The following is a 23,212-nucleotide window of genomic DNA, read 5'->3' as shown; positions in this document are numbered from 1 at the left end:
CCTTTGAGCCAGCGTTCCGCCTTTCCTCATGGGCGTGAACCCCATTGAGGGTCGAGCCTGCGCGCCACGCGGCGCCGCGGCCGCCCGAGAAGACGAGAGACGTGCTGATGAGGTCGTGGGACATCGGAACCGATATCGGCGGCACGTTCACCGACATCATTGCCGTGAAATCTGGGACCAATGAGACCCGCATCGCCAAGGTGCCGTCCAGGCCCGATGCGCCGGTGCAGGCCATGATGGAAGCGCTGGCGGCTGTCGGCCTCGGCGCCGACGATGTCAGGCGCTTCGTCCATGGCACGACGCGCGTCACCAACGCGCTAGTGGAAGAGCGCCTGCCGCGCGTGGCGCTGGTCGCGACCGCAGGCTTCGAGGACGTGCTGGAGATCGCGCGCTATCGCCGGCAGGAGCTTTACCGGCTGGACATCCCGCCAAAGGCGCCGCCGCTGGTGCCGCCCTCGCTCTGCTTCGGCATCAAGGAGCGGCTGGACCATACGGGCGCCGTGCTGGAACCGCTGGCGGAAAGCGAGATCGAGCGCCTGCTCGCCTGGCTGAAGGCCAACGCCGTGCAGAGCGTCGCGATCTGCCTGCTCCATTCCTACGCCAATCCTGCGCACGAGAAGCTGCTGGCCGAGCGCATTGCCGGCGCCGTGCCGCATGTCTGCGTCTCCCACGAGATCAACCCGGAAGCACGCGAGTACGAGCGGGCGTCTTCGACGGCATTCAACGCGGCGGCCATGCCGATTGCGGTCGAGTATCTGACCGAGCTGGAAGAGCGGCTGCCGATCGGCGCGGGCCTCCAGGTATTCCATTCGGCCGGCGCCATGGTGCCCCTGCCGGCGGTGAAGCGCCGCCCGCTGGTCATGGCCATGTCGGGACCGGCGGCCGGCGTCTCGGCCTCGGCGCGCATCGCGCGTGACCTGAAGCGCCCGCGCGTGCTGACCTTCGACATGGGCGGCACCACCACCGATGTCTGCCTGATCGTCGATGGCGCCGCCGAGATGACCGATACCCGGATGATGGGGGGGCGTCCGCTGCGCCAACCCATGCTCGCCGTCCATTCGATCGGTGCGGGCGGCGGCTCCATCGTCAATCTCGGGCCGGGCGGGCTGACGGTTGGCCCGAAGAGCGCCGGCTCCGTGCCGGGCCCCGCCTGCTACGGGCGCGGGGGTACGGCTGCCACCATCACCGACGCCAATGCGGTGCTCGGCTATCTCGATCCGGAAGCCCGGCTCGGCGACACGATCACAATCGATGTCGAGGCCTCGAAGCGTGCCATCCAGCCCATTGCCGACAAGCTCGGCCTTGGCCTCGCCGAGACAGCGCTCGGCATCATCCAGGTCGCCAATGCCGCTATGGCGCGGGCGCTCCGGCGCGTCACGGTGGAGCGCGGCGTCGATGGCCGCGACTGTACGCTGCTCGCCTTCGGCGGCGGGGGACCGATGCATGCAAGCGGCCTTGCCGACATGTATGGGCTGAACGAGATCATCGTGCCGGCGGCCTCGAGTGCGTTCTCAGCGCTCGGCTGCCTGACGGCGGATTTCTCGTTCCTGCAGCAGCGCACCGTGCGCATGTCGCTTGCGGGCTTCCAGTCAGAGCTGTTCGCGGAGCGCGTCGCCGAACTGACGCTGGAAGCCACCACGCCGCTGATCGCCAACGGCATTGCCGAGGCCGACATCACAGTCGAGCATGTCGCGCTGATGCGTTACGCGGCGCAGTCGGATTCGATCCCGATCCCCTTCTTCGTGCCGCTCGACACGGCAAAGCTGCAGGCGGATTTCCATGCCCGCCACCGCGACCTCTTCGGCTATGCGACGCAAGAGACCTGCGTGATCGAATCCATCCGCATCAAGGCGGTGAAGCCCTCGTCCACGCCGTTCTCCAGGCCCGATATCGGCCGCCCGCCGGTCGCCGGACGCAGCCGCGCCTGCATCTTTGCCGGGGCCAAGGAGGTCCAGACCCAGGTGCTCGCCCGCGAGACGCTGGCCGGCACGATCGCCGGGCCCGCCATCATCGAGGATGCCTGGTCGACCGTCGTGCTGCCGCCCGGTTGGGAGGCAAGGCCCGACGATCTCGGCAATCTCTTCCTGACCCGGAGGCCCGCATGAGCACGCTCGACCCCTTCGTCGTCGAAGTGATCCGCCACGGCCTGTCGGCTGCGGCGGAAGAGATGAGCCTGGTGATGACGCGTTCGGCGCGCTCGCCGCTGCTGCGCGAGGCCGGCGACCTGTCGTCGGCGATCACCGATGCCGAGGGCGGGCTGGTCGGCCAGGGCCGCGACATCCCGATCCATCTCGGCGCCATGGCCTATACGATCAAGGAACTCCTCAAGGTCTGCCCGGCGGCGGACATGAAGGAGGGCGATGCGATCATCTACAATGTCGGCGCGCTCGGCGGGAACCACCTCAATGACGTGAAGGTCGCGAGGCCCGTCTTCGTCGACGGCAAGCTCACCGCCTTCGCGCTCAGCCTCGCCCATTGGCCCGATGTTGGCGGCACCTGGCCCGGCAGCTATCTGGCGCAAGCCTTCGACACGTTCCAGGAGGCGATCCGCATCCCGCCGATGCCGATCACGACAGCAGCCGGCATCAACAAGCCGGTACTCGACTTCATCCTGGCCAATGTGCGCGATCCCGTCTCCTGCGAGGGCGACCTGATGGCACAGCTCGCAGCAACCACCGCCGCCGAGCGACGCATCCGCGAGATGTGCGCGCAATATGGCACCGACACGTTCATCGCCGCGATGACGCGCCTGCACGATCTCTCGGAAGCCGAGATGCGCGCGGCGATCGCCGAGTTGCCGGACGGCACCTATGAGGGCGAAGATTTCCTCGACGATGGCGGGCCGAACGGTGAGCCGGCGCGCATCCATGTGCTGATCAAGATCGAAGGCGACGAGGCGACCTTCGACCTCTCGGGTTCCAGCGACCGGATCGCCAATTTCTGCAACACGACGCCGTTCATCGCGCGCTCGGCTGTGGCCTATGCCGCCCGCATCCTGAGCGGCCGCGACATGCAGCAGAATGCCGGCGCGTTGCGCCCGCTGACCATCATCACCCGCCCCGGCTCGATCTTCGAACCGGGCTGGAATGCCGCGGTCGCCGCCGGCAATCATGAGACCTCGATGCGCATCGTCGATGCGGTGTTCATGGCCATGGAACATGTGATTCCCGAACGGCTGTCGGCCGGCGGACCGGCTACCTCAGGACTGATGGCATTCGCAGAACCTATGCCCGATCAATCGTGGCGCATGTTCTACGAGGTCCATGGCGGCGGCGAAGGCGCCCGGCACGACCGCGACGGTTGCCCCGCGACCCGCGTCCATCTCACCAACACGTCGAACACGCCTGCCGAAGTGGTGGAGGCGAATTATGCGATCCGCGTCGAGCGGCAGGCGATCCGCCGGGATGCCGGCGGCAAGGGCCAGTTCAACGGCGGCGACGGCGTGGTCCGCAGCTACCGGGTGCTTTCGCCCTCGATGTGGCTGACAACCTGCGTCGAGCGCTCGGTGATGCCGACCTTCGGGCTGAAGGGTGGCCAGCCCGGCAAGCCCTACACGATCCGGCTGGAGCGCGACGGGAAGAGTGAGACAATCCCCGGCAAGACCAACATGCTGCTGAAGGCGGGCGATCTCGTCACGCTGGAAAGCTGCGGCGGCGGCGGCTTCGGCAATCCGGCTGACCGGGCCTGATCCGCTCATGCAGAGGCCTTGACGAGGGACCGGATGGCAAAGGCGGCGGCACGACCCAGGAAAGCCAGCGCCACCGGCCAGCGTATGTCGATGGCCGGGATGGGGCTCGACCGCGCCTCGGATCTGCCGCTCTACCAGCAGGTGGCAGCCCATCTACGCAACCAGATCCTCGATGGCAGGCTGCCGGCGGGAACCAAGCTGCTGGGATCGCGCAAGCTCTCCGCCGAGCTCGGCTGCTCGCGCGCCATCGTGCTCACCGCCTTCGACCTGCTCTATTCCGAGGGCTATCTGCGCTCCGTGCCGCGCGGTGGCGTGGAGGTGGCGGCAGCCGCCCGCGCCTCGGGGCCGGCCGCGCCACCCTCGACGGCCGCGACCGACGACCAATGGCTGTCGCAGCGCTGGCGCTCCGTCCTCGACACCGCCTACGACTTCGATCTGGGATCGCCGTTCTCGACGGGTACGCCGGACATTTCCGGCTTTCCCTTCGATGTCTGGTCCAGGCTCTTGCGGCAGACCTGGAGCAATCCGCAGCGTTCGGCCTCGTTCGACATGTCGCCGCTGGGATGGCAGCCACTGCGCGAGGCGACCGCCGAATATCTCGGCACGGTGCGCGGCCTGCTCTGCCACCCGCAGGAGGTTGCGATCACCTCCGCCAGTTCCGGCGCGCTCGATCTCTGCTGCCGCATGTTGCTCGATCCCGGCGACGAGGTGTGGGTGGAGGAGCCAGGCTTCATCGAGGCACGCTGGAGCCTGAAGGCCGCCGGCGCGAAGCTCGTGCCGGTGCCGGTCGACGACCAGGGCCTCTGCGTCGCCGAGGGCATCCGGCGCGCGCCCAATGCGAAGCTCGCGGTGGTGACACCGTCGCACCAGTTTCCGCTCGGCATCGCCATGGGGCTGGAGCGCCGGCAGGAATTGCTGGAATGGGCCAACCGCACCGGCGCCTGGATCATCGAGGACGACTACAACTCGGAATTCCGCCACCGCGACAGCATGACGGCCTCGCTGAAGTCGCTCGATCGCATGGGGCGCGTCGTCTATCTCGGCACGTTCTCGAAGGTGATGCTGCCCAGCCTGCGCATCGGCTATCTCGTCGCCAGCACGCAGTTTCTTGAGGCCTTTGGGCGAGGCCGCGGCCGGATCGACGTCCATACCGCCGGCACGGCGCAGCCGGCGCTCGCCGAGTTTCTGCGCCAGGGCCATCTCTTGCGTTACCTCCGGCGCATGCGGAAGGTCTATGGCGATCGCCAGCGCGCCGTGATCGATGCCTTGCAGGCGCTGTTGCCGGATGAACTGGAGATACCGCCGACGCCGGCAGGCCTGCATCTGACCGCCCTGTTCAAGCCCTCGCTCGCGTCCCGCATCAGCGATCGCGAGGCCTCCCACCTCAGCCGAAGCTCGGGCAATTTCATCCAGCCGCTGTCGCAATGCTATCTCGGCGAACCCGACCGCCAGGGGCTGCTGGTCGGCTATGGCCGCTTGCCGACCGAAGAGGCGCATCGGCGTCTCGCCCAGGTGATCGGCGCGTTTCCGGCATGAGTGACGCATCTGGCCCACCGACGGCCGTGACTTCTGGCGCTGTCGCAGGCCATCCGGCGGACGTAGTCTGGCACCCTCACATTCAAGGACACAGGCTATGAGCAGGCTGTTGCGGACGGGCCTCAATGCCGGCACCGAGGCGCCCCAGGTCGTCGGTGGCAAGGGCGTCCACTTTCACCTGAGCAACGGCCAGAAGGTTCTCGACGGATCGAATACCGGCGGACCGCTCGGCCATGGCCATCCGGTGATGGCGGAAGCACTGCGCAAGGCTGCCGATCTGCCCATGGTGAGCGAAGGCTGGAGCTGGAAGGGCCGCGACCAGGCGGCGGAGGATCTGTTCGAGATCGGCCTTGCCGGCGAGCATCACTGGGCCGGTGCCGTGCGCTTCTGTCTGTCGGGCAGCGAGGCCAACGACGTCGCCTTGTCGCTGTCGCAGGCACTGACCGGCCGCAAGGCGATTGCCACCCGCGAGCGCGCCTATCACGGGCTTGTGGGGCTCAGCCGCGACGTCACCGTGCAACCGCACTGGCATGGCGGCCTTGCCGCGCCGAATGGCGGGACCAAGGTACCGCCGCCCTGCGCGCCGGTTCATGTGCTGCCGGCGCCCGAGGGCGCGGTCTATCTGTCGGGCACCGAGGCCATGCGCCCGCGCCCGTCGCTGGACCAGGCCCTTGCCGGCGCTCCGGAACAGCTCCGCGATTCCGCGGCGGTCATCCTCGATTACACGCAGGGCGGCTACTACCACGACGGCGCCTATCAGGACGCGGTGGCCACCATCGCGCGGCGCGAAGGTGCCTACTGGATCGCCGACGAGGTGGTGACCGGCATCGGGCGCGCCGGCCGCGGCTTCGCCTTCCAGGGGGGCAAAAGCCGGCCGGATATCGTGACGCTCGGCAAGGGGCTAGGCGGCGGCATGGTATCGGTCGCGGCCATCGTGCTGTCGAAGGATGTGGCGGCCGAGCTCGACGGCAAGAGCTGGCAGAATTACGGGACGCTTCGCGGCCACCCCATGGCCATGGCGGCGGTCTCGGCCTATCTCGGCATCGTCCGCGACGAAGACCTGCTGGCGCGCGTCCATGCGCTCGAAGGGCTCTATGCCCGCCGGCTCAAGGAGATCGCCGAACGCCATCCGAGCGTCGCGCGGGTTGCCGGCCAGGGTCTGCACTGGACCATCGAGCTGCATGGCCCCGACTGGCGGAACTGGCTCGCCGATACCCCCGATGCGCCGATCGCCTCCCGGGTCTCGGCCCATGCGCTGGCGTCCGGCGCCGTGATCGGCACCAGCGGCGAGCAGATCTCCCTGTTTCTGGCGCCGCCGCTCATCATTTCGGAGGCGGAGTCCGAGCAACTCCTGGCGATCCTGGACGAGAGCCTCGCTCTGGCTGACCGCGAGCACAATGCGGCTATGCAGACGGCGCACTGAGAGCCTGTTGCGGCGTCAGGACCTGCCCGGCATGACATCATCGAAGAACGTAGGCGGCCCCATCTGCCCGCCCTTCAGCACGATATCGAGACCATCTAGCCGCGGATCGTCGCTATGGGCCCGGCAGAGCGGCGCGCCGGGCACCATGGGCGCGCGATAGGACAGGCCCCAGATGCGGGTCGCCTTGATCGCCATGCTCGAGGTGTCGCCGCCCGCGACCACGAGGCGCGAGATCGACGCGTGCTCTAGCACCGAATTGAGCAATGCCGCGGTGGCAAAGGCGGTTGCCGCCGAGCCCTCCGGACTGCCTGCCGGACGGTCGGTAATCAGCATGGCGTTCCGTCCAGCGGCGAGCAGCGCGCAGGCTTCGCCAGCCAGCGACGCGGCATAGGCGGGATCGGCCACCAGCTGCGAGGCCTCGACAGCGATCTTGTCAAAATGCGTGGCTCGGTCTGCCTGAGCGCGCGTCACAGGCGACAGGCTGCCGACGAGTGCCAGAACCGGGCCTGTGCGCTGGTCGATTGCGCGGGCTTCGGAATCGGCGTCGTCAATGCGGGTGTGCGGCCAGTCGGCGACCAGCGCCTGCGCGACACTGCTCGGACCGACAGCCAGCAAGGGTGTGGCAGCGGCACTTTGCCAGAGAAAACGGCCGATGACGGGAAGGTCGGATACCCGCGAGACATCCATGAGGAGGGCGTTGAGGCCTGATGTCTTTAGCCGGGATACGACATTGTCGACGTCGTCACCCTCATAGCTGCGATAGTCGATCAGCCCGATCGAGCCCAAACCCTGCTGTGCCAGATGTTTGCGAAGATCGCCCTCGCCCATCGGCGTCACGGGATGGCCACTCATGGTGGGATGGCGGTCGATGCGATGCACCTCGCCGCCGATGCCGGCCGCCGCGAAAAGGTTGCCGAACAGGCAGTAGCGCCCGAGATTGGGCTGGCCGCCAACGATCGGCACGATTGCGTTGCGAAACCGCCGGCGCAGAGTCTGAACCGCCTGGCCGATACTGCCGATATGGGGCGCGCTGTCGAAGGTGGAGCAGCACTTGTAGTGCAGGATATCGACGCCGAGATCGGCGAAGAAGCGCCCTGCCCGCGTCAGTTCCTCGGCCATCGGTTCCGGCGCCATGGCGCGGGTCGCGCCGGCGACACCAAGGGCATCGAGCGGGCCGGCAGCGGCCAGATGCTCGTCTGTCGGGATGTCGAGGAACAACAGCGCGCGCAAGCCGCTCTGGGCCAGCACCGCCAGCGTGTCGGTTGCGCCGGTGAAATCGTCGCCGTACCAGCCGAGGCGCGGGCCGGCCGGGATCACCCCTTGTCTCCGAAGAAATCGAGGGCGGCACGAAGCTCTGAATGACGAATGGCAGCGGTTGCCAGATCCTCACCGGCTGCGACAGCGTCCCAGGCCTGGCGGATGCTGGCGACGCCTGCCGCAGGCCCTGCCGGATGGGCCATGATGCCGCCACCCGCCATGAACAGGAGATCGGTGGTGCCGGTCGCGGCGTAGGTGACGGGTGCAGTGCCGGCCCATTGTCCTGACGAGAAGGCCGGCATCACCGCGTCATCGACGCCATCGGCGAGGGGGCTGAGACAATCGCGGGCGGAGGCGACGACCTCGCCGTCCTCCTGGGCAAACTTGCCCTGCATGCCATGGACATGCATGTGGTCGACGCCGGCCAGCCGCCAGAGCACCTGATAGGCCTGGAACGAGATGCCGAGCAGCGGGTGACGCGAGAAGCCGCCATAGCCATTGCGATGGCCGTGCAACGCGAGGCCGGTAGAGCGGCGCAGCGTCTCGACGCCTGAGAAGCCACACCAGTTGAGGCTGACCATGACGCAGGTACCGCCTTCACGCTCGACGAGGTCCGCATGGCGGCGCATGGCGTCGGTCTCGTCGGTGATGTTGAAGGCGACCATCACCTTGCGCCCCGTGCGGTCGGCATGGCGGCGCACGACGGCCATCACAGCGGGGATGCGCTCGGCCAATGGCGCGTGGACCGGATCGGCGGAAATCTCGTCGTCCTTGATGAAGTCGAGCCCCGCCGCACACAGCGTGTCGACGAGGCTGGCGGTGTCCGCAACGGTCAGGCCGACATTGGGCTTGATGATCGAGCCGATCAGCGGTCCGTTTGGCACCCCCGCCAGGCGACGGGTGCCCGCTACACCCTGGCTGGGCATGGGGAAGCGGCGGCGGTACTCGGCCGGCAGGCTGATCGTGTCGAGGCGGAGGCCCGTGACCTCGCCGAGATCGAAGAGGTTGCCGGCGACAATCGAGGCGAGCGTTGCGAGATTGGCGCCAACATTGTCGATCGGGAAGGAAATCGTCACGCGCGCCCGGCGGTAGGGACCTGTAATGCCCGAGCGCGCCAGCCAGGCATTGGGCAGGCCCGGGATGTCCGATTGGCCAAGATCCTCGATGCCGATGACATCGGCACGGGCACGCTCACGCAGCGCATCCGTCTCGCCTGCCACGCGCTTGAACGTGCCGCAGGACTGCTCCCCCGCCATCACCTCCGCCACCTTGGCGGGATCGAGCGGCGTCTCGATCAGATAGGATGCGGTGAAGCGTGCGGACGTCATGGGTCAGAGCTTGCTCAGGTCGGGGAAAGGCCGGACTGGGTCGGACCCGTCCCAGGTTTCGGCCGCCTCGCGGATGAGACGGAACATCTCGCCCTTGGGGCCTGCGACCTCGGACAGTTCTATCACCGTTCCCGGATGGAATTCCGTGTCGAAATAGATGAAGCGGCCGCGCTCGCCGACCTCTCCGCTCATCACCGGAACGAAGCCCTGGGCGGTGAGCCGCGCGAGATCGGCATCATAGCTCTCGGTCCAGTACGCCACGTGCTGCAGGCCCGTGTTCCCGGCCCGGGTGAAGTCGCGATACATCGAGGGCACGTCGTTGCGGCACTGGATCAGTTCGATCTGCAGCGGGCCGGAATTGGCGAGCGCCACCGAATTGTGCGGCTCGTAGGCCTCGCCGCGATAGCGGTAGTTCCTGATCGGAACGCGATCGTTGTAGAAAAACGGCCCCACGCCGAGGACGCGGCTCCAGTAGTCCATCGCCGCCTCGATATCGGGGACGACATAACCCGCCTGGCGGATCTGGCCGAAGAAGCGGCTCATGGCATTTGCTTTCGTTTGACGATCAGACGGGAAGGCTACCGGGGCATGGATCATGCCCCGGATGCGATCGATTCGGACGCGGCGGGCTCAGGCCAGCTTGCCGACGGCGCCCTCGAGCAGGCCCCAGGCTTCATCGCCGAAGCGGCTCTTCCACTCGCCATAGAAGCCGCCGTCGCGCAACTTCGCACGGAAGCTGTCGGAATCGGTGGCGTTGAAGGTGAGGCCCTTCGACGTGAGATCGGCCTGCACCGTCTCGTTCAGCCCCTTGATATCGGCGCGCTGGGCCATGCCGGCATCGTTGATGGCATCGCCGACGACCTTCTGGAGATCAGCCGGCAGGCCGCGCCAGGCGCGGCCATTGGCGATGAACCAGAAGCCATCCCAGATGTGGTTGCTGATCGCGCAGCTCTTCTGCACCTCGTAGAGCTTGGCGACCTGGATGATCGGCAGCGGGTTTTCCTGGGCGTCGACGACCCTGGTCTGCAGCGCGGAATAGACCTCGCTGAACTGCAGGCTGGCAGGCGCAGCAGACAGGGCCTTGAACATGGAAATCGACAGCGGGCTGACCGGCACCCGGATCTTCAGGCCATCCATGTCCTTGGCGGTCTGGATCGGGCGACCGCTGGTGGTCATCTGGCGGAAGCCGTTGTCCCACATCTTCTCGAATGCGAAGAGGTTCAGCTTGGCGATAGCCTCGCGAACATGGCTGCCCAGGCCGCCATCCATCGCCTTCCAGACCTGATTGTAATCGGTGAAGGCAAAACCCACCGCATTGATCGCGGCAACAGGCACGAGGGTTGCGATGACCAGCGCCGAGGGGGTGAAGAAGGTGATGCCGCCCGAGCGCACCTGGCTCAGCATGTCGGTATCGCCGCCGAGCTGGTTGTTCGGGAAGATCTTGATCTCCACTCGCCCGCCGGACCGGCTCTTGATGCGCTCGGCCGCCTGCTCCGCGCGGATGTTGAGCGGATGGCTCAGTGGCAGGTTGTTGCCATATTTCAGTTCGAATTCGGCAGCGCGCGCCACGCGCGGGCTGGCGACGATGGAAACTGCAGGCGCGGCGGCGATCGCACCCACGAGGGTGCGGCGGGTCAGGCTGGTCATGGTTTCCTCCCGGCCATCGCTGGGGCGATTGACGTTTTTGATGATGGCGCGCGATCACGATAGGAATCGCGCGTGAGGTGCGTCAAACTCATTTCCTGATGGTTTTTGATGTTGTCTGCGATGCATGATCCGGATCCGCCCCGTCGCCACCTGCCGCGCATTGTCGATGTGGCGCGGCTCGCCGGCGTCTCGACCGCAACCGTCGACCGGGTGCTGAACGAGCGGCCGGGCGTGCGTCCGGTCACGGTCCAGCGGGTGCTGAAGGTCGCCGGTGCGCTGGGCTATGTGCCGGAACACGGGACCTTGCCTGCGGCAGCGCTCAGGCCCTTGCGGCTGGCCTTCCTGTTGCCAGCCGGCAACAACCGTTTCCTGACCATGCTCGGGCGCCTCGTCGGCACCTTGCATGACCAGTTTGCGGCACTGAGCATCCGCGCCCGTGTCGATTATATCGAGGGCTTCAAGCCGGAACTTCTCGCCAACCACCTGCGCCAGGCCGCCCGCGAGGCGGATGGCATCGCCTTCATGGCGCTGGAGCACCCGGCCGTGCGCGAGGCCGTCGACGGGCTGGCCGATCGCGGCGTGCCGACCGTCACCCTGATCTCCGACATCGCGAGTTCCCGGCGTGCGGCCTATGTCGGTCTCGACAATCGCGCTGCCGGCCGCACGGCGGGCTATCTCATCGCGCGCTTCATCGGCCCCAGGCCGGCCAAGGTGGCGATCATTGCCGGAAGCCTCAGCTATCGCGCCCATGAGGAGCGCGAAATGGGGTTCCTGCACCTGTTCCAGGAGCTATTTCCAACCATCGAGGTCGTGGGCCTCCGGGAGGGGCACGACGACGAAGCCAAGAACTACCGGCAGACCAAGATGCTGCTGGCACGCCATCCTGATCTCGCCGGGATCTACAATATCGGCGGAGGTCCGGAGGGGATCGCGCGCGCGATGACCGAGGCGGGACGCCGGGACATCGTCCTGGTCGGCCATGGGTTGACCGACACCACACGTGCCCTGCTGATCGATGGCACGATGGACGCCGTGATCACCCAGAATCCGCATGCCTCCCTGATGGATTGCATGACGATCTTTTCGAATCTCAGGGCTGGACGGCCAGCCAGCCAGGGAATCGAACGACCGCGCACCGAGATCGTGCTCCGCGAGAACCTGCCCTAGCACTGGCACTGGCACACGGCACGGCAGCGACACTTGTCATCGGTCAAGGGCCGAACGCTCCAAAGGCGCTATTCGGAAGCAGGGCAGCTTGCAGTTGCATTGCTGTCGCGGAGTCCTTATTTAGAATTATTCTAATCTGTGACGCCGACCTGCGCCTTCGAGGGCTCATCATGACATCCGCAACCGGCTCGACCGCTTCGACAGCCCAGATGCAACCGGTGCCCGACGCCGACCCGGCGCCGGACAATGTGCATGAGCATGCGCCGTTCGAAATGCTCTCCATCGTGCGCATCGCGGTGGCGGCCATCGGCGCGGCGCTGGTCTGGTTCGCCGTCTACGAGCCATTCCCACGCGTGAGCGTCATCGGAATCACAGCGCTGGCCATCGCGGGATGGCCGATCTTCCGGGAGGCGTTCGACAATCTGGTGGCGCGCCGGATGACGATGGAATTGTCGATGACCATCGCGATCATCGCGGCGGCGGCAATCTCGGAGTTTTTCACCGCCTTGGTCGTCACCCTTTTCGTGCTGATCGCCGAGGAGCTGGAGCACCTGACGATCGCGCGCGGGCGGCAGGCCATCCTCGACCTCGTGGAGTTCGTGCCCCAGGAGGCGCGGGTGCGCCGGAACGGCGAATTGATCCAGGTCGCGATTGGCGATGTGGCGATCGGCGATGTCGCGGTCGTCCATCCCGGCGAAAAGGTGCCGGTCGACGGAGCGGTCTCGGAGGGCCATTCCTATGTCGACCAGTCGCGCATCACCGGTGAATCCATGCCGGCGGAGAAATTGCCGGGCGATGCGGTGTTCGCCGGCTCGATCAACCAGATGGGCACGCTCGACATCCTGGTCGAGCATGTGGGCCGGGACACGAGCTATGGGCGGATCATCGAGGCGGTCGAGACGGCCGAAAAGTCGCGCGCGCCGGTCCAGAAGCTCGCCGACCGGCTGGCCGGCTATCTCGTCTATGTCGCCATGGCGGCGGCGGCCATCACGTTCCTGATCACACGCGATATCCGCGACACGATCTCGGTCGTGATCGTGGCTGGCGCCTGCGGCATCGCCGCCGGCACGCCGCTCGCCATCCTCGGCGGCATCGGCCGCGCGGCACGGCTCGGCTCCATCATCAAGGGCGGCATCCATCTGGAGACCCTCGGCCGCATTGACACGGTGGTTCTCGACAAGACCGGCACGCTGACCCACGGCGAACCGGCCTTGCAGGCGATCCGGCCGGCGGATGCAGGGGATCAGGACACACTCCTGGCACTCGCGGCCTCGGCTGAACTTCATTCCGAACACCCGCTGGCGAAGTCCGTTGTTGCGGAAGCCCGCCGCCGCAAGCTTGCCGTTGTCGAGCCGAAGACCTTCGCCTACACGCTCGGACGGGGCATCACGGCCGAGGTCGACGGCCGGATCGTTCTCGTCGGCAATCGCAAGCTGCTGGCCGAGGCTGGAATCGCGGTGCCGGAGATCCCCGACGATGCGACCGGCTCGGAGATCCTGGTCGCCGCTGATGGCCGCTTCCTCGGCGACATCGTGGTGGCCGATCCAATCCGGCCCGAAGCCAAGCAGGCCATGGCGGCCCTTGGCGCGCTCGGCATTCGCACGCTGCTGCTGACCGGCGACACCCAGACGGTTGCCGATCGCGTGGCGGCCGATCTCGGCATTGCCGAGGTGCAGGCCGGGATGCTGCCTGAGGACAAGCTTGCCCGCGTCAAGCAATTGGTGGCCGCTGGCCGCCTCGTCGCCATGGTCGGCGACGGCGTCAATGATGCGCCGGCGCTGACCGCCGCCAGCCTCGGCATCGCCATGGGCTCGGGCACCGACATCGCCAAGGAAAGCGCCGACGTGGTGCTGATCGGCAGCGATCTCGGCAAGCTGGTCGAAACGCTGAAGATCGCGCGGCGCACCCGCAGCATCATCTGGCAGAACTTTGCCGGCACGCTCATCGTGGATGCGGTGGGCATGGTGCTCGCCGCAACCGGCCACCTCAGTCCGCTGTTCGCGGCCTTCATCCATGTGGGGTCGGAACTGGCCTTCCTGTCCAATTCGGCCAGGCTTCTGTCCTTTGGCGAGCGCTTCTCGGCAGGCAGCCCCGCGCCCGCTCCCCAAGCTCCTGCCCGAGAGGCCTGACCATGCGCCCGCTGCATCGCGAAAATCACCTCATCGAGCGGATTGGCTGGCTGCGCGCCGCGGTGCTGGGCGCCAATGACGGCATCATCTCGACGGCCAGCCTGGTGGTCGGCGTGGCGGCGGCAGCGACGACGTCAAGCGAGGTCATGGTCGCAGGCGTCGCCGGAATGGTCGCAGGCGCCATGTCGATGGCAGCTGGCGAATATGTCTCGGTCAGTTCGCAGGCCGACACCGAGGCGGCCGATCTCGCCCGCGAACGGCGCGAGTTGGCCGAGACCCCGGAGGCGGAACTCGCCGAACTGACGCAGATCTATGTCGACCGCGGCATCGAGCCCGATCTGGCCCGCCAGGTGGCCGAGCAATTGACCGCCAAGGATGCGTTTGCCGCCCATGCCCGCGACGAACTCGGCCTGTCGGCCCATGTGGTGGCCCGTCCGGTCCAGGCCGCGCTGACCTCGGCTGCGACTTTCGCGGTGGGTGCAGCGCTGCCCGTGGCGATGGCGTTCTTCACACCGACCGCCTGGACATCGATCGTCGTGTCGTCGGGGTCGCTGGTCAGCCTCGCGGCTCTTGGGGCCGCTGGCGCCTATGTGGGCGGCGCCGGCATCCTGAAGCCGACCATCCGCGTCACCTTCTGGGGAGCCTTCGCCATGGCGGCGAGTGCCGCGATCGGCGCGCTGGTCGGCCACGCCGTCTGACGGGCAAGCGGCGGATTACGCCCCCGGCTGCAGGAAGCGCCTGATGCTGAAGGCCTCGATCGGCGTCGATGTCTGGCCGGTGTCGATCAATTCCGCCATGACGTCGCCGACGCCCGGACCCAGTTGGAAGCCGTGGCCGGAAAAACCGAAGGCGTAGTGCAGGCCGTCGACTTTGGCCGAGGGACCGATGATCGGCAATTCATCGGGCGGGTAGCCCTCGATGCCGCTCCAGACCCGGATGATCGAGAGCCGGCTCAGCGCTGGCACAACACGCGCGATCTGTTCGATCTTGCGCAGCGTGAACATCGGCTCGACAGTGGCGCGCCGGGTCTCGGTATCGGCCGGCCCGCGGCCGCCGCCACCGAACACGATGTTGCCGCGCTTCACCTGCCTCAGATAGAGCCCTTCCGCCACATTGGTGGAGGAGACGCCGATCACCGGCTCGATCGCATAGGGCACCGGCTCGGTCACCGCCATCTGGGGGCCGTGCGCGACGACCGCGACCGGCTCGCCGAACTGGGCCGACAGGCGGTTCGCCCAGGCGCCGGCCGAGATCATCAGCACAGGCGCCCGGAACACCTGGCCCGATGCGCTTTCGACCCTGAACCCCGCGCCGTCCTTCTCGACCTGCACGATCTCGGTATTCTCGAAGATCTGGGCACCGGCCCGCGCTGCCGCGCGGCCGAAGGCGGGGGCCGCCAGGCGCGGATTGGCATGGCCGTCATGGGGCGAATAGGAGCCGCCGCGCACCTCGGGGCCTAGAAACGGAAACCGGTCGCGCAGCGCATTGCCTGACAGCATCTCAAGCTCGAGATCATAGGCACGGGCATCGCGCGCATAGGTCTCCATGACCCCGATCATGTCCTCGGCATAGGCGACCCGGATATGGCCGGAGGCCAGGAACTCGGCATCCTCGCCGAGCAGTTCGCCAAGCCGGCCCCAGATCGCACGCGAGCGGTTCGCCAGTGGCAATTGGGGCAGGAAACGCCCCTGCCGTCGCACATTGCCGAAATTGGTGCCGCTCGCCTGCTGGCCGATCAGACCGCGCTCGATGAGGGCGACGCTGCGGCCGCGCTTCGCAAGAAAGAACGCGGTGGCGGCGCCCATGATGCCGCCGCCGACAATGATGACATCGCTCCGGATGGGTTCGCTCATGGCACGGCCTTCCGGGTGCGGATGGCCAGCGGCTTGACCGGTGCCTGGCTGCGCAAGCGGCCGACGCTCTCAAGCGATGCGCCCGTCGCGGCCGCCACGACCTCGGCGGCGGCATGACCGCAATAGCGCCCCTGGCAGCGGCCCATGCCGACCCGGCTCAGCGCCTTGGCGCGGTTGATCTCGCTGGCGCCCTTGGCGAGCGCGGTGTCACGGACCTCGCCGACCAGCACACCTTCACAGCGGCAGAGAACGGTCTCGTCAGGCAGGCCAGCAGCAAGGTCATGCGGCCAGGGATAGGCATCCACGAGGCCAATGCGGAAGCGCTCCATGGTGGCACGCTCCGCCCGCAGCCTTGCGATCTCAGCCTGCGGCACGGTCCGCCCGGCATCGGCAAGCGCGGCATAGGCGGCAAGCTTGCCGGCGATCTCGGCGCCGTCGGCGCCTTGGGTCAGCACGCCGTCGCCAGCGAGATAGACGCCGGGGGTGGTCGAGCGGCCGTCCACGTCGATGTCGGGGCGGAACTGCCGCGTTTGAGGATCGAAAGAGAAGCTGCAGCGTGCGAGATCGGCCAACTGGGTTTCGGGACGCAGATGATAGCCGAGGCCGACGGCATCGCAGTCGAAGTGTCGGAGGGCGCCGCTGGCCAGTCGCACAGTGACGCCGGACACTCCAGTTTCGCTGTCGCCCTGGATCTCCACGGGCGTGACGCCGCGATGGATCGGGACGCCTGACAGCATGAGGCCTGCGACCAGGCGGACACCCTTCAGCAGCACATCGGGACGTGCCGCAAGCTTCGGCAGCGTCCGGATCTGCGCCGACAGGGGCGACGTGTCGAGCAGCGCCACGACATCAACGCCAGCCTTGCGATATTGCGAGGCAACGAGTTGCAGAAGCGGCCCGGTGCCGAGGAACACGACCCTGCGGCCGATGGCACAGGCCTGGGCCTTCAAGGCGATCTGCGCGGCACCCAAGCTGTAGACGCCGGCATGTTCCCAGCCCTTCACCGGCATCAGCCGGTCGGTCGCACCGGATGCGACGATCAGGCGATCGAATGGGATCTCGTCGGCCACGCCGTCAGAGACCGTATGCAGGGCGCCTGCCGTGACGTTCCAGGCGAGATGGTTCGGCCGGTAATCGATCTTGTCCTTCAGCGCATCGAACGTGCTGTGGAGAGCTTCGGCCCGCGCGGTCTCCGTGCCGTAGAGCGCGCTTGGGGGGCGGCGGAAACCATCGGGCTGCCGGCGATAGATCTGACCGCCGTCGCGCGGTCCCTCATTGACCAGAACGGGTCGGAGACCCGCGGCCACCAGGACCTCGGCGGCGCGCACGCCGGCCGGGCCTGCGCCAACGATGATCACGCGCGGATCGGCCATGTGATGTCCGGTTGTTCGGTCAGAATGGAAAGCCCGGCGCGAACCGGTGTGTCGCAGGCGCGCAGACGCTCGCCGTCGCGGGTCCAGACCCAGCAATCCTGGCAGGCCGCCATCATGCAGAAGCCAGCCCGCTTGTGGGGCCCGAATTCGGAACGGCGCAATGCCGGACGGTTGGTCAGGATGGCGACCATCAGACTGTCGCCGGCAAGTGCCGTCACAGGCGCGCCATCCACCTCGAAGTGGACGGGCGGACGGTCTGTTTCGCCGAGCCGCTGAAATCGCGCGCTGGGGTCAGTTGCCATCGCGTTCCTCCGCTCTGCACCTTGCGGTCTTCCATATCGCTCGTGACCGGGACTGACCACATGCGCTGGCGGTGCCCCTGTCGCGATCAAATGCAGGGACAGGGCAACGATCGGAGCGGCGCCCGGGTCAGCTTTGCGGTGAGCGAGCAACTGGCCTGCGGGGCGCGGGCCGTTTGACCGATCTGGCGATTGCAGGGGAGCGCGATAGGCTTGGCAACGAAACAAGGGCACCGCGCCAGCCGCACGGAAGACCATTGCCAGGTCGGTATTATTGCGAGAACGTGTCCCCTCTTGATCCTCATGTCATGGAATGACACATCCGATGTTTCGCCGATTGCTGATTTCGAACCGGGGTGAAGTTGCAATCCGGATTGCGCGTGCGGCATCCGAACTCGGCATCGGCACCGTCGCCGTCTATGCACCGGAAGACACGACATCGCTTCACGTCTCGCGGGCCGATGAGGCCGTGCAGCTGCCCGGATCGGGCGCTGCGGCCTATCTCGATGTCGATGCGGTGGTCGGCGCGGCGCTTGCCACCGGCTGCGATGCCATTCATCCGGGCTACGGGTTCCTCTCGGAAAATGCCGTGCTGGCGCGGGCCTGTGCGAGTGCCGGCATCACCTTCATCGGCCCCTCACCCGAGACGCTGGAGCGCTTCGGCGACAAGGCCGAGGCACGACGCCTTGCCCGCGAGGCCGGCGTGCCGCTGGCGGCGGGCACGGAAGGCGCCACCAGCCTTGCCGAGGCGGAGGCCTTCATGGCGTCGCTCGGCGGACGTCCCGTGATGGTCAAGGCGCTGGCCGGCGGCGGCGGGCGCGGCATGCGCATGGTGGAGCGCGCGGAAGACCTTGCCGAGGCCTATCGCCGGGCCGGGTCCGAGGCGCGCGCCGCCTTCGGATCAGATGCGCTTTATGTCGAGGAACTGATCCGCCCCGCCCGCCATATCGAGGTGCAGGTCGCGGGCGACCGGAGCGGTGCGATCGTCCATCTGTTCGAACGCGAATGCAGCCTGCAGCGCCGCCACCAGAAGCTGGTGGAAATCGCGCCGGCTCCCAATCTGGCGCCGGCTCTGCGCGACGCCGTCTGCGCCGCCGCCCTGACGCTTGCCCGCGCCGCGAGGGTCGTGACGCTGACGACGGTCGAGTTCCTGGTCGACGAGGCGCAGAACCGCTTCGTCTTCATGGAGGCCAATCCGCGCCTGCAGGTGGAGCACACGGTGACCGAAGAGGTCACCGGCGTCGATCTGGTCCAGACCCAGATCCGGCTTGCCGCCGGCGAGACATTGGCAGGGCTCGGCCTCGCACAGGCTGACATCGCGACCCGCGGCATGGCGGTGCAGGTGCGCGTCAACATGGAGCGGGTAGCAGCGGACGGATCGGCCGTACCGACCGGCGGCACGCTTTCCGCCTTCGATCCGCCGGGCGGCGCCGGCATCCGCATCGAGACCTTCGGCTATTCGGGCTATCGCACGACGACGAGCTTCGATTCCCTACTTGCCAAGGTGGTCGCCCTTGCGCCGTCGGGACGGTGGGACGATGCGCGCGCAAAGGTTGCCCGCGCCCTGTCGGAGTTCCGGATTGCCGGCGTGGAGACCAATCGCAGCTTCCTGCAGAACCTGCTCGACGACCCCGACGTCATGGCTGGCCACTTCGACACCGGCCTGGTGGAACGCCGGGCGGCGGGCCTGACCGCAGGCGCGAAACAGGTAGACCGCTTCTCTGCGAGCATGCCTGTGGCTGCCGATCAGGCCTTACGGGCGTCGGCGCTGAGCGGCCCCGACGGAACCGAGCCAATCATCTCGCCGACCGGCGGACGGATCGTGTCGATCGAAGTTGCCGAGGGCGCACTCGTCGCGATCGGAGCGCCTGTCGCCATCATCGAGGCGATGAAGATGGAGCATGTGGTGCATGCGACGATCGCCGGCATCGTCCGGTTGGTTGCCCGCGCAGCCGGCGAGAATGTGGATGCCGACGACCCGCTCCTGCATGTCGAGCCGGCTGAGGTGGAAGCCGCCGCCAGCGACACGGCCGCCCACGATCCGGACTATGTCCGGCCCGACCTTGCAGAGCTTCGGCAGCGGCAGGCCGAACTGCTCGACGAGAACCGGCCGAAGGCGGTTGCCCGCCGCCGGAAGACCGGCCAGCGCACCGCCCGCGAAAACATGGACGATCTGTGCGACGAGGGCACGTTCCTGGAATATGGCGCCTTCGTGCTGGCGGCCCAGCGCCGCCGCAGAAGCGTCGAGGAACTGCGTGAGATGAGCCCCACCGATGGGCTCATCACCGGCATCGGCGCGGTGAACGGCCATCTGTTCGAAGACGACGCGGCCCGCTGCATCCTGATGTCCTACGACTACACGGTGTTTGCCGGCACCCAGGGCTTCATGAACCACAAGAAGATGGACCGCATGTTCCGGATTGCCCAGGAACAGCGGCTGCCAGTGGTGGTGTTCGCCGAGGGTGGTGGCGGGCGGCCGGGCGAGACCGACCATATGGGCGTGTCCGGCCTCGATGTGCCGACCTTCAGGATGCTCGCAGCCCTGAGTGGTCTTGCCCCGACCATCGCCATCGTGTCCGGCCGGTGCTTTGCCGGCAATGCGGCGGTCGCCGGTTGCTGCGACGTAATCATAGCAACCGAGAATGCCAATCTCGGCATGGGCGGCCCGGCCATGATCGAAGGCGGCGGCCTTGGCGTCTTCGCGCCGGAGGAGGTCGGCCCGATGAGCGTTCAGGCGCCGAACGGCGTGGTGGACATTCTGGTGAAAGACGAAGCCGAGGCGGTGGATGCCGCCAAGCGCTATCTCTCCTATTTCCAGGGCCCGGTCGCCGACTGGACCTGCGCCGACCAGGACCGCCTGCGGGCCGCGATCCCGGAGAACCGGCTCCGCGCCTATGACATCCGCGAGGTCATCCAGCTGCTCTGCGACACGGGCTCCGTGCTGGAGCTGCGGCCCTCCCATGGCGTCGGCATGATCACCGCCCTGGTGCGGGTGGAAGGCCGGCCGATGGGCCTCATCGCCAACAATCCGCGCCATCTCGGCGGCGCGATCGATGCCGAGGGCGCGGAGAAGGGCGCCCGCTTTCTCGAGCTCTGCGAGGGCTATGGCCTGCCCGTCCTGTCGCTCTGCGACACGCCCGGCTTCATGGTGGGGCCGGAAGCGGAGAAGACCGCGCTCGTCAGGCGCGTCGCGCGACTGTTCCTGTCGGGCGCCAATCTGTCAGTGCCGCTGCTCACCATCGTGCTGCGCAAGGGCTACGGCCTCGGCGCGCAGGGCATGGCCGCCGGCACGTTCTCGGCGCCCATGTTCATCGTGTCCTGGCCGACCGGTGAGTTCGGCGGCATGGGCATCGAGGGGGCAGTCCGGCTCGGCTATCGCAACGAGCTTGCCGCAATCACCGATCCGGTCGCGCGGGAGGCGACCTACCAGCGCCATGTCGACGAGCTTTATCAGCTCGGCAAGGCGATCAACATGGCGTCGTTCCTCGAGATCGACGGCGTGATCGATCCGACGGACTCGCGCCACTGGATCGTCCGGGGGCTGAAATCGGCTGCCAGGCCGGAGCGGACCGCGGGCAAGCGCCGCCCGTTCATTGCGCCGAGGTGACGTCAGCGGGATGATCATCGGCGGCGATGTTGCGGCCAATGGCCGGCATGTCGATATCGACTAAGATCGCGACGGCTCAGGAGGCGCCGATGGTCCAAAATCCACATCCCGAACCGACGTCCGGCACGCGCATCCTGGAGATTGTCGTGGGCACCCTCGTGATCGCGGGTATCGTCGTGTTCCTCATCGGCTTCAACCTCGCCGCCTTCGTCGAGGCCTACCAGACAGGATCTGTGAGCTTGCCGCGCAGCGGCAACCGTCCCGCCGCCTATGCCCAAGAGCCATTGAAGTTCACGGCGATCATCGCGATCCGAGTGATGATCGTGCTGGGAGGAATGGCGGTGGCAGCCTATGCGTTCATGCGCTTCTTTCTGCGCAAGCCACCGGTCAGGTGGTGACATGCTCGAACCGCGGCAGACCGGTGGACGGGCCCGGCTCTCGCGCCACGGATCTCCGCTTCGCTGCATCCAGAAACTCCCCCGGAAGATGATGATCCTCCGGGGGGAGCCGTTAGTCGGTCGGGGCGACTGATCAGCCCTGACGGCGGGGGATCAGGCGGGTCACTTCGCGCGACATGTCGCGCAGGACCTCTTCGGGAGAGGCCTTCTGCTCGACGATGCGGGCGAGATTATCGACCATGACCTGGGTGACACGCACCGAGTTCTGGCCCGGGAAGGCGTACCACGGGATCATCAGGTGGACCTGCTTGGTCGCGGCTTGGAACAGCGGGTTGGCCTTGTAGAACTCGCCGAGATACATCGGATCGTCGATGGCGAGCTGGTTGCAGGGCACATAGCCGGTGTTCTTGGCCATCAGGGTCGTGCCCTCGGCCGAGGTCGCGAACTTGATGAACTCCCAGGCCGCGGCCTGACGGGCCGGGTCCTTGGCGGTCATCATGGCGCCGGCGCCACCGGTGGGCAGGCGGCCCTTGACCGGGTCGATCACCGGCAGGGTCGTGGTCTGCAGCTCGAAATTGCTGCCGACCATACCCGCGACCTGGCGCACCTGCGCGGTGGTGCGGAACATCATGCCCATCTTGCCGGCTCCGAAAGCCTGAAGGTCGGCCGTGCCGGTGCCGAGGTTCGGCATCTTGCCGTCCTTCACCATGCGGTCGAGCAGCTTCACGGCGGCGAGGCCCTCGGGGCCGTCGAAGGCGACCTTGCTCTCATCCTCGGTCAGCATGCGGCCGCCATGGCCGTAGAGGAGAGCCGAGAACATCCAGTCGTCGCCCGGCCAGCGGAAGAACATGCCGGAATTGCCGTCGCCGAGAGCGGCAATCTTGGCGGACAGGGCGATCACCTCGTCCCAGGTCTTCGGGAAGGTCTCGAGGCTCGAGCCGACCTTCTTCAGGAGATCGACATTGAGGTAGCTGATCGGATTGGAAGTGGCGAAGGGCAGGCCGCACTGGACGCCGCCATGGAAGCCGAGACCGAGGATCGGGTCGGAATAGCCAAGCTTCTTCACGTCGGCTTCGCGGGCGAGGAACGGCTTCAGTTCGACGGCGATGCCGCGCTCGGCGAACAGGCGCAGGCGGTTGAGGCCCTGGAAGGAGACGTCCGGCAGGCCGCCGGTGGTCGCCTGGCGCAGCACGAGCTGGGCGCCATCCTCATAGGTCGGGGTCGGGTTGACATAGGTGACCTTCACCTTGTCGCTCGTCTTGTTGAAGGCCTCCGCAACGGCCTCCATGGCAGCCTTGAAGATCGGCGGCATGGAATAATGGGCGACGACCTCGATCGTCTGGGCACGCACCACATGCGGCATGGCAATGGTGGCGGCGCCGGCCATCAGGCCGAGCGTCGAGCGGCGGGTGAACGTCGTGGACATGGCAACCTCGGTTCGGGGACGGAAAGGCGTGGGGGGTGAACCCGCCGGCCGGCCCCTGCGGGCGCGGCGGGGCATGAACGG

The 23,212-nt window shown here is 67.3% G+C and carries 17 protein-coding genes; 9 read left to right on the top strand and 8 right to left on the bottom strand.

Going from position 1 to position 23,212, the window contains the following annotated elements; all coding sequences use genetic code 11:
* Positions 1–107 precede the first annotated feature (107 nt).
* From E8L99_RS09235 to E8L99_RS09220, 4 genes are all read left to right on the top strand, one after another.
* On the top strand, positions 108–2,105 hold the full coding sequence (locus E8L99_RS09235) for a hydantoinase/oxoprolinase family protein (protein WP_137102039.1): 1,998 nt from the start codon (positions 108–110) through the stop codon (positions 2,103–2,105).
* The gene (locus E8L99_RS09230; protein WP_137099262.1) at positions 2,102–3,688 is read left to right on the top strand and encodes a hydantoinase B/oxoprolinase family protein; all 1,587 of its coding nucleotides are present in this window, start codon (positions 2,102–2,104) and stop codon (positions 3,686–3,688) included. Before E8L99_RS09235 ends, E8L99_RS09230 begins: the two co-directional genes overlap by 4 nt.
* A gap of 33 nt (positions 3,689–3,721) precedes the next feature.
* On the top strand, positions 3,722–5,224 hold the full coding sequence (pdxR, locus tag E8L99_RS09225; protein WP_215907063.1) for a MocR-like pyridoxine biosynthesis transcription factor PdxR: 1,503 nt from the start codon (positions 3,722–3,724) through the stop codon (positions 5,222–5,224).
* A 97-nt stretch (positions 5,225–5,321) separates the two neighbouring features.
* Positions 5,322–6,647 carry an aminotransferase class III-fold pyridoxal phosphate-dependent enzyme gene (locus E8L99_RS09220; protein WP_137099261.1) on the top strand — a complete coding sequence of 442 codons (1,326 nt, stop codon included), beginning with the start codon at positions 5,322–5,324 and terminating at the stop codon, positions 6,645–6,647.
* 15 nt (positions 6,648–6,662) lie between these two features.
* Here E8L99_RS09220 and E8L99_RS09215 read toward each other — a convergent pair whose 3' ends face one another.
* The 4 genes from E8L99_RS09215 to E8L99_RS09200 form a co-directional block, all read right to left on the bottom strand.
* Positions 6,663–7,964: a four-carbon acid sugar kinase family protein gene (locus E8L99_RS09215; RefSeq protein ID WP_137099260.1), complete on the bottom strand. Its 1,302-nt coding sequence runs from the start codon at positions 7,962–7,964 to the stop codon at positions 6,663–6,665.
* Positions 7,961–9,232, bottom strand: coding sequence for a ribulose-bisphosphate carboxylase large subunit family protein (locus E8L99_RS09210; protein WP_137099259.1), 1,272 nt, complete (start codon positions 9,230–9,232; stop codon positions 7,961–7,963). The genes E8L99_RS09215 and E8L99_RS09210 overlap by 4 nt, the downstream gene beginning before the upstream one ends.
* Positions 9,233–9,235: 3 nt before the next feature.
* Positions 9,236–9,775: a VOC family protein gene (locus tag E8L99_RS09205; protein WP_137099258.1), complete on the bottom strand. Its 540-nt coding sequence runs from the start codon at positions 9,773–9,775 to the stop codon at positions 9,236–9,238.
* An 87-nt stretch (positions 9,776–9,862) separates the two neighbouring features.
* Positions 9,863–10,879: a TRAP transporter substrate-binding protein gene (locus E8L99_RS09200; protein ID WP_137099257.1), complete on the bottom strand. Its 1,017-nt coding sequence runs from the start codon at positions 10,877–10,879 to the stop codon at positions 9,863–9,865.
* A gap of 108 nt (positions 10,880–10,987) precedes the next feature.
* Between E8L99_RS09200 and E8L99_RS09195 the strand changes: the two genes are divergently transcribed.
* The 3 genes from E8L99_RS09195 (at position 10,988) to E8L99_RS09185 (ending at position 14,873) form a co-directional block, all read left to right on the top strand.
* The gene (locus tag E8L99_RS09195; RefSeq protein ID WP_252511305.1) at positions 10,988–12,046 is read left to right on the top strand and encodes a LacI family DNA-binding transcriptional regulator; all 1,059 of its coding nucleotides are present in this window, start codon (positions 10,988–10,990) and stop codon (positions 12,044–12,046) included.
* A 170-nt stretch (positions 12,047–12,216) separates the two neighbouring features.
* The gene (locus E8L99_RS09190) at positions 12,217–14,175 is read left to right on the top strand and encodes a heavy metal translocating P-type ATPase (RefSeq protein ID WP_137099256.1); all 1,959 of its coding nucleotides are present in this window, start codon (positions 12,217–12,219) and stop codon (positions 14,173–14,175) included.
* Between the two features lie 2 nt (positions 14,176–14,177).
* Positions 14,178–14,873, top strand: coding sequence for a VIT1/CCC1 transporter family protein (locus tag E8L99_RS09185; RefSeq protein WP_137099255.1), 696 nt, complete (start codon positions 14,178–14,180; stop codon positions 14,871–14,873).
* Between the two features lie 15 nt (positions 14,874–14,888).
* Here the strand turns inward: E8L99_RS09185 and E8L99_RS09180 are convergent, their stop codons facing one another.
* Genes E8L99_RS09180 through E8L99_RS09170 form a run of 3 tightly spaced genes read right to left on the bottom strand, consistent with a single transcriptional unit; the run spans position 14,889 to position 17,703 of the window.
* Positions 14,889–16,028, bottom strand: a complete 1,140-nt coding sequence (locus tag E8L99_RS09180; protein WP_137099254.1) for an NAD(P)/FAD-dependent oxidoreductase — start codon at positions 16,026–16,028, stop codon at positions 14,889–14,891.
* On the bottom strand, positions 16,025–17,401 hold the full coding sequence (locus E8L99_RS09175; protein ID WP_137099253.1) for an FAD/NAD(P)-dependent oxidoreductase: 1,377 nt from the start codon (positions 17,399–17,401) through the stop codon (positions 16,025–16,027). The genes E8L99_RS09180 and E8L99_RS09175 overlap by 4 nt, the downstream gene beginning before the upstream one ends.
* Positions 17,383–17,703, bottom strand: coding sequence for a (2Fe-2S)-binding protein (locus tag E8L99_RS09170; RefSeq protein ID WP_137099252.1), 321 nt, complete (start codon positions 17,701–17,703; stop codon positions 17,383–17,385). The genes E8L99_RS09175 and E8L99_RS09170 overlap by 19 nt, the downstream gene beginning before the upstream one ends.
* 322 nt (positions 17,704–18,025) lie before the next feature.
* Here E8L99_RS09170 and E8L99_RS09165 point away from each other — a divergent pair, with 322 nt between their 5' ends.
* Together E8L99_RS09165 and E8L99_RS09160 are read left to right on the top strand one after the other, a co-directional pair.
* Entirely contained in the window at positions 18,026–21,307 is a 3,282-nt protein-coding gene (locus E8L99_RS09165) for a carboxyl transferase domain-containing protein (RefSeq protein ID WP_252511304.1), read from the top strand.
* A gap of 38 nt (positions 21,308–21,345) precedes the next feature.
* Positions 21,346–21,705 carry a hypothetical protein gene (locus E8L99_RS09160; protein ID WP_137099250.1) on the top strand — a complete coding sequence of 120 codons (360 nt, stop codon included), beginning with the start codon at positions 21,346–21,348 and terminating at the stop codon, positions 21,703–21,705.
* Between the two features lie 133 nt (positions 21,706–21,838).
* Here the strand turns inward: E8L99_RS09160 and E8L99_RS09155 are convergent, their stop codons facing one another.
* Positions 21,839–23,131, bottom strand: a complete 1,293-nt coding sequence (locus E8L99_RS09155) for an ABC transporter substrate-binding protein (protein WP_137099249.1) — start codon at positions 23,129–23,131, stop codon at positions 21,839–21,841.
* Positions 23,132–23,212 lie beyond the last annotated feature (81 nt).

This window comes from Phreatobacter aquaticus (assembly GCF_005160265.1).
Taxonomy (GTDB): domain Bacteria; phylum Pseudomonadota; class Alphaproteobacteria; order Rhizobiales; family Phreatobacteraceae; genus Phreatobacter; species Phreatobacter aquaticus.
The sequence above is the reverse complement of the archived record's forward strand: the minus strand, read 5'-3'. Positions and strand labels throughout refer to the sequence as shown.

What these genes read in the sequence shown, in the direction of transcription:
- E8L99_RS09165 (WP_252511304.1), top strand. Translation starts at nt 18,026, where the DNA reads ATGTTTCGCCGATTGCTGATTTCGAACCGGGGTGAAGTTGCAATCCGG.
- E8L99_RS09155 (WP_137099249.1), bottom strand. Translation starts at nt 23,131, where the DNA reads ATGTCCACGACGTTCACCCGCCGCTCGACGCTCGGCCTGATGGCCGGC.
- E8L99_RS09195 (WP_252511305.1), top strand. Translation starts at nt 10,988, where the DNA reads ATGTTGTCTGCGATGCATGATCCGGATCCGCCCCGTCGCCACCTGCCG.
- E8L99_RS09205 (WP_137099258.1), bottom strand. Translation starts at nt 9,775, where the DNA reads ATGAGCCGCTTCTTCGGCCAGATCCGCCAGGCGGGTTATGTCGTCCCC.
- E8L99_RS09175 (WP_137099253.1), bottom strand. Translation starts at nt 17,401, where the DNA reads ATGGCCGATCCGCGCGTGATCATCGTTGGCGCAGGCCCGGCCGGCGTG.
- E8L99_RS09185 (WP_137099255.1), top strand. Translation starts at nt 14,178, where the DNA reads ATGCGCCCGCTGCATCGCGAAAATCACCTCATCGAGCGGATTGGCTGG.
- E8L99_RS09160 (WP_137099250.1), top strand. Translation starts at nt 21,346, where the DNA reads ATGGCCGGCATGTCGATATCGACTAAGATCGCGACGGCTCAGGAGGCG.
- E8L99_RS09230 (WP_137099262.1), top strand. Translation starts at nt 2,102, where the DNA reads ATGAGCACGCTCGACCCCTTCGTCGTCGAAGTGATCCGCCACGGCCTG.
- E8L99_RS09235 (WP_137102039.1), top strand. Translation starts at nt 108, where the DNA reads ATGAGGTCGTGGGACATCGGAACCGATATCGGCGGCACGTTCACCGAC.
- E8L99_RS09190 (WP_137099256.1), top strand. Translation starts at nt 12,217, where the DNA reads ATGACATCCGCAACCGGCTCGACCGCTTCGACAGCCCAGATGCAACCG.
- E8L99_RS09200 (WP_137099257.1), bottom strand. Translation starts at nt 10,879, where the DNA reads ATGACCAGCCTGACCCGCCGCACCCTCGTGGGTGCGATCGCCGCCGCG.
- E8L99_RS09180 (WP_137099254.1), bottom strand. Translation starts at nt 16,028, where the DNA reads ATGAGCGAACCCATCCGGAGCGATGTCATCATTGTCGGCGGCGGCATC.
- E8L99_RS09220 (WP_137099261.1), top strand. Translation starts at nt 5,322, where the DNA reads ATGAGCAGGCTGTTGCGGACGGGCCTCAATGCCGGCACCGAGGCGCCC.
- pdxR (WP_215907063.1), top strand. Translation starts at nt 3,722, where the DNA reads ATGGCAAAGGCGGCGGCACGACCCAGGAAAGCCAGCGCCACCGGCCAG.
- E8L99_RS09170 (WP_137099252.1), bottom strand. Translation starts at nt 17,703, where the DNA reads ATGGCAACTGACCCCAGCGCGCGATTTCAGCGGCTCGGCGAAACAGAC.
- E8L99_RS09210 (WP_137099259.1), bottom strand. Translation starts at nt 9,232, where the DNA reads ATGACGTCCGCACGCTTCACCGCATCCTATCTGATCGAGACGCCGCTC.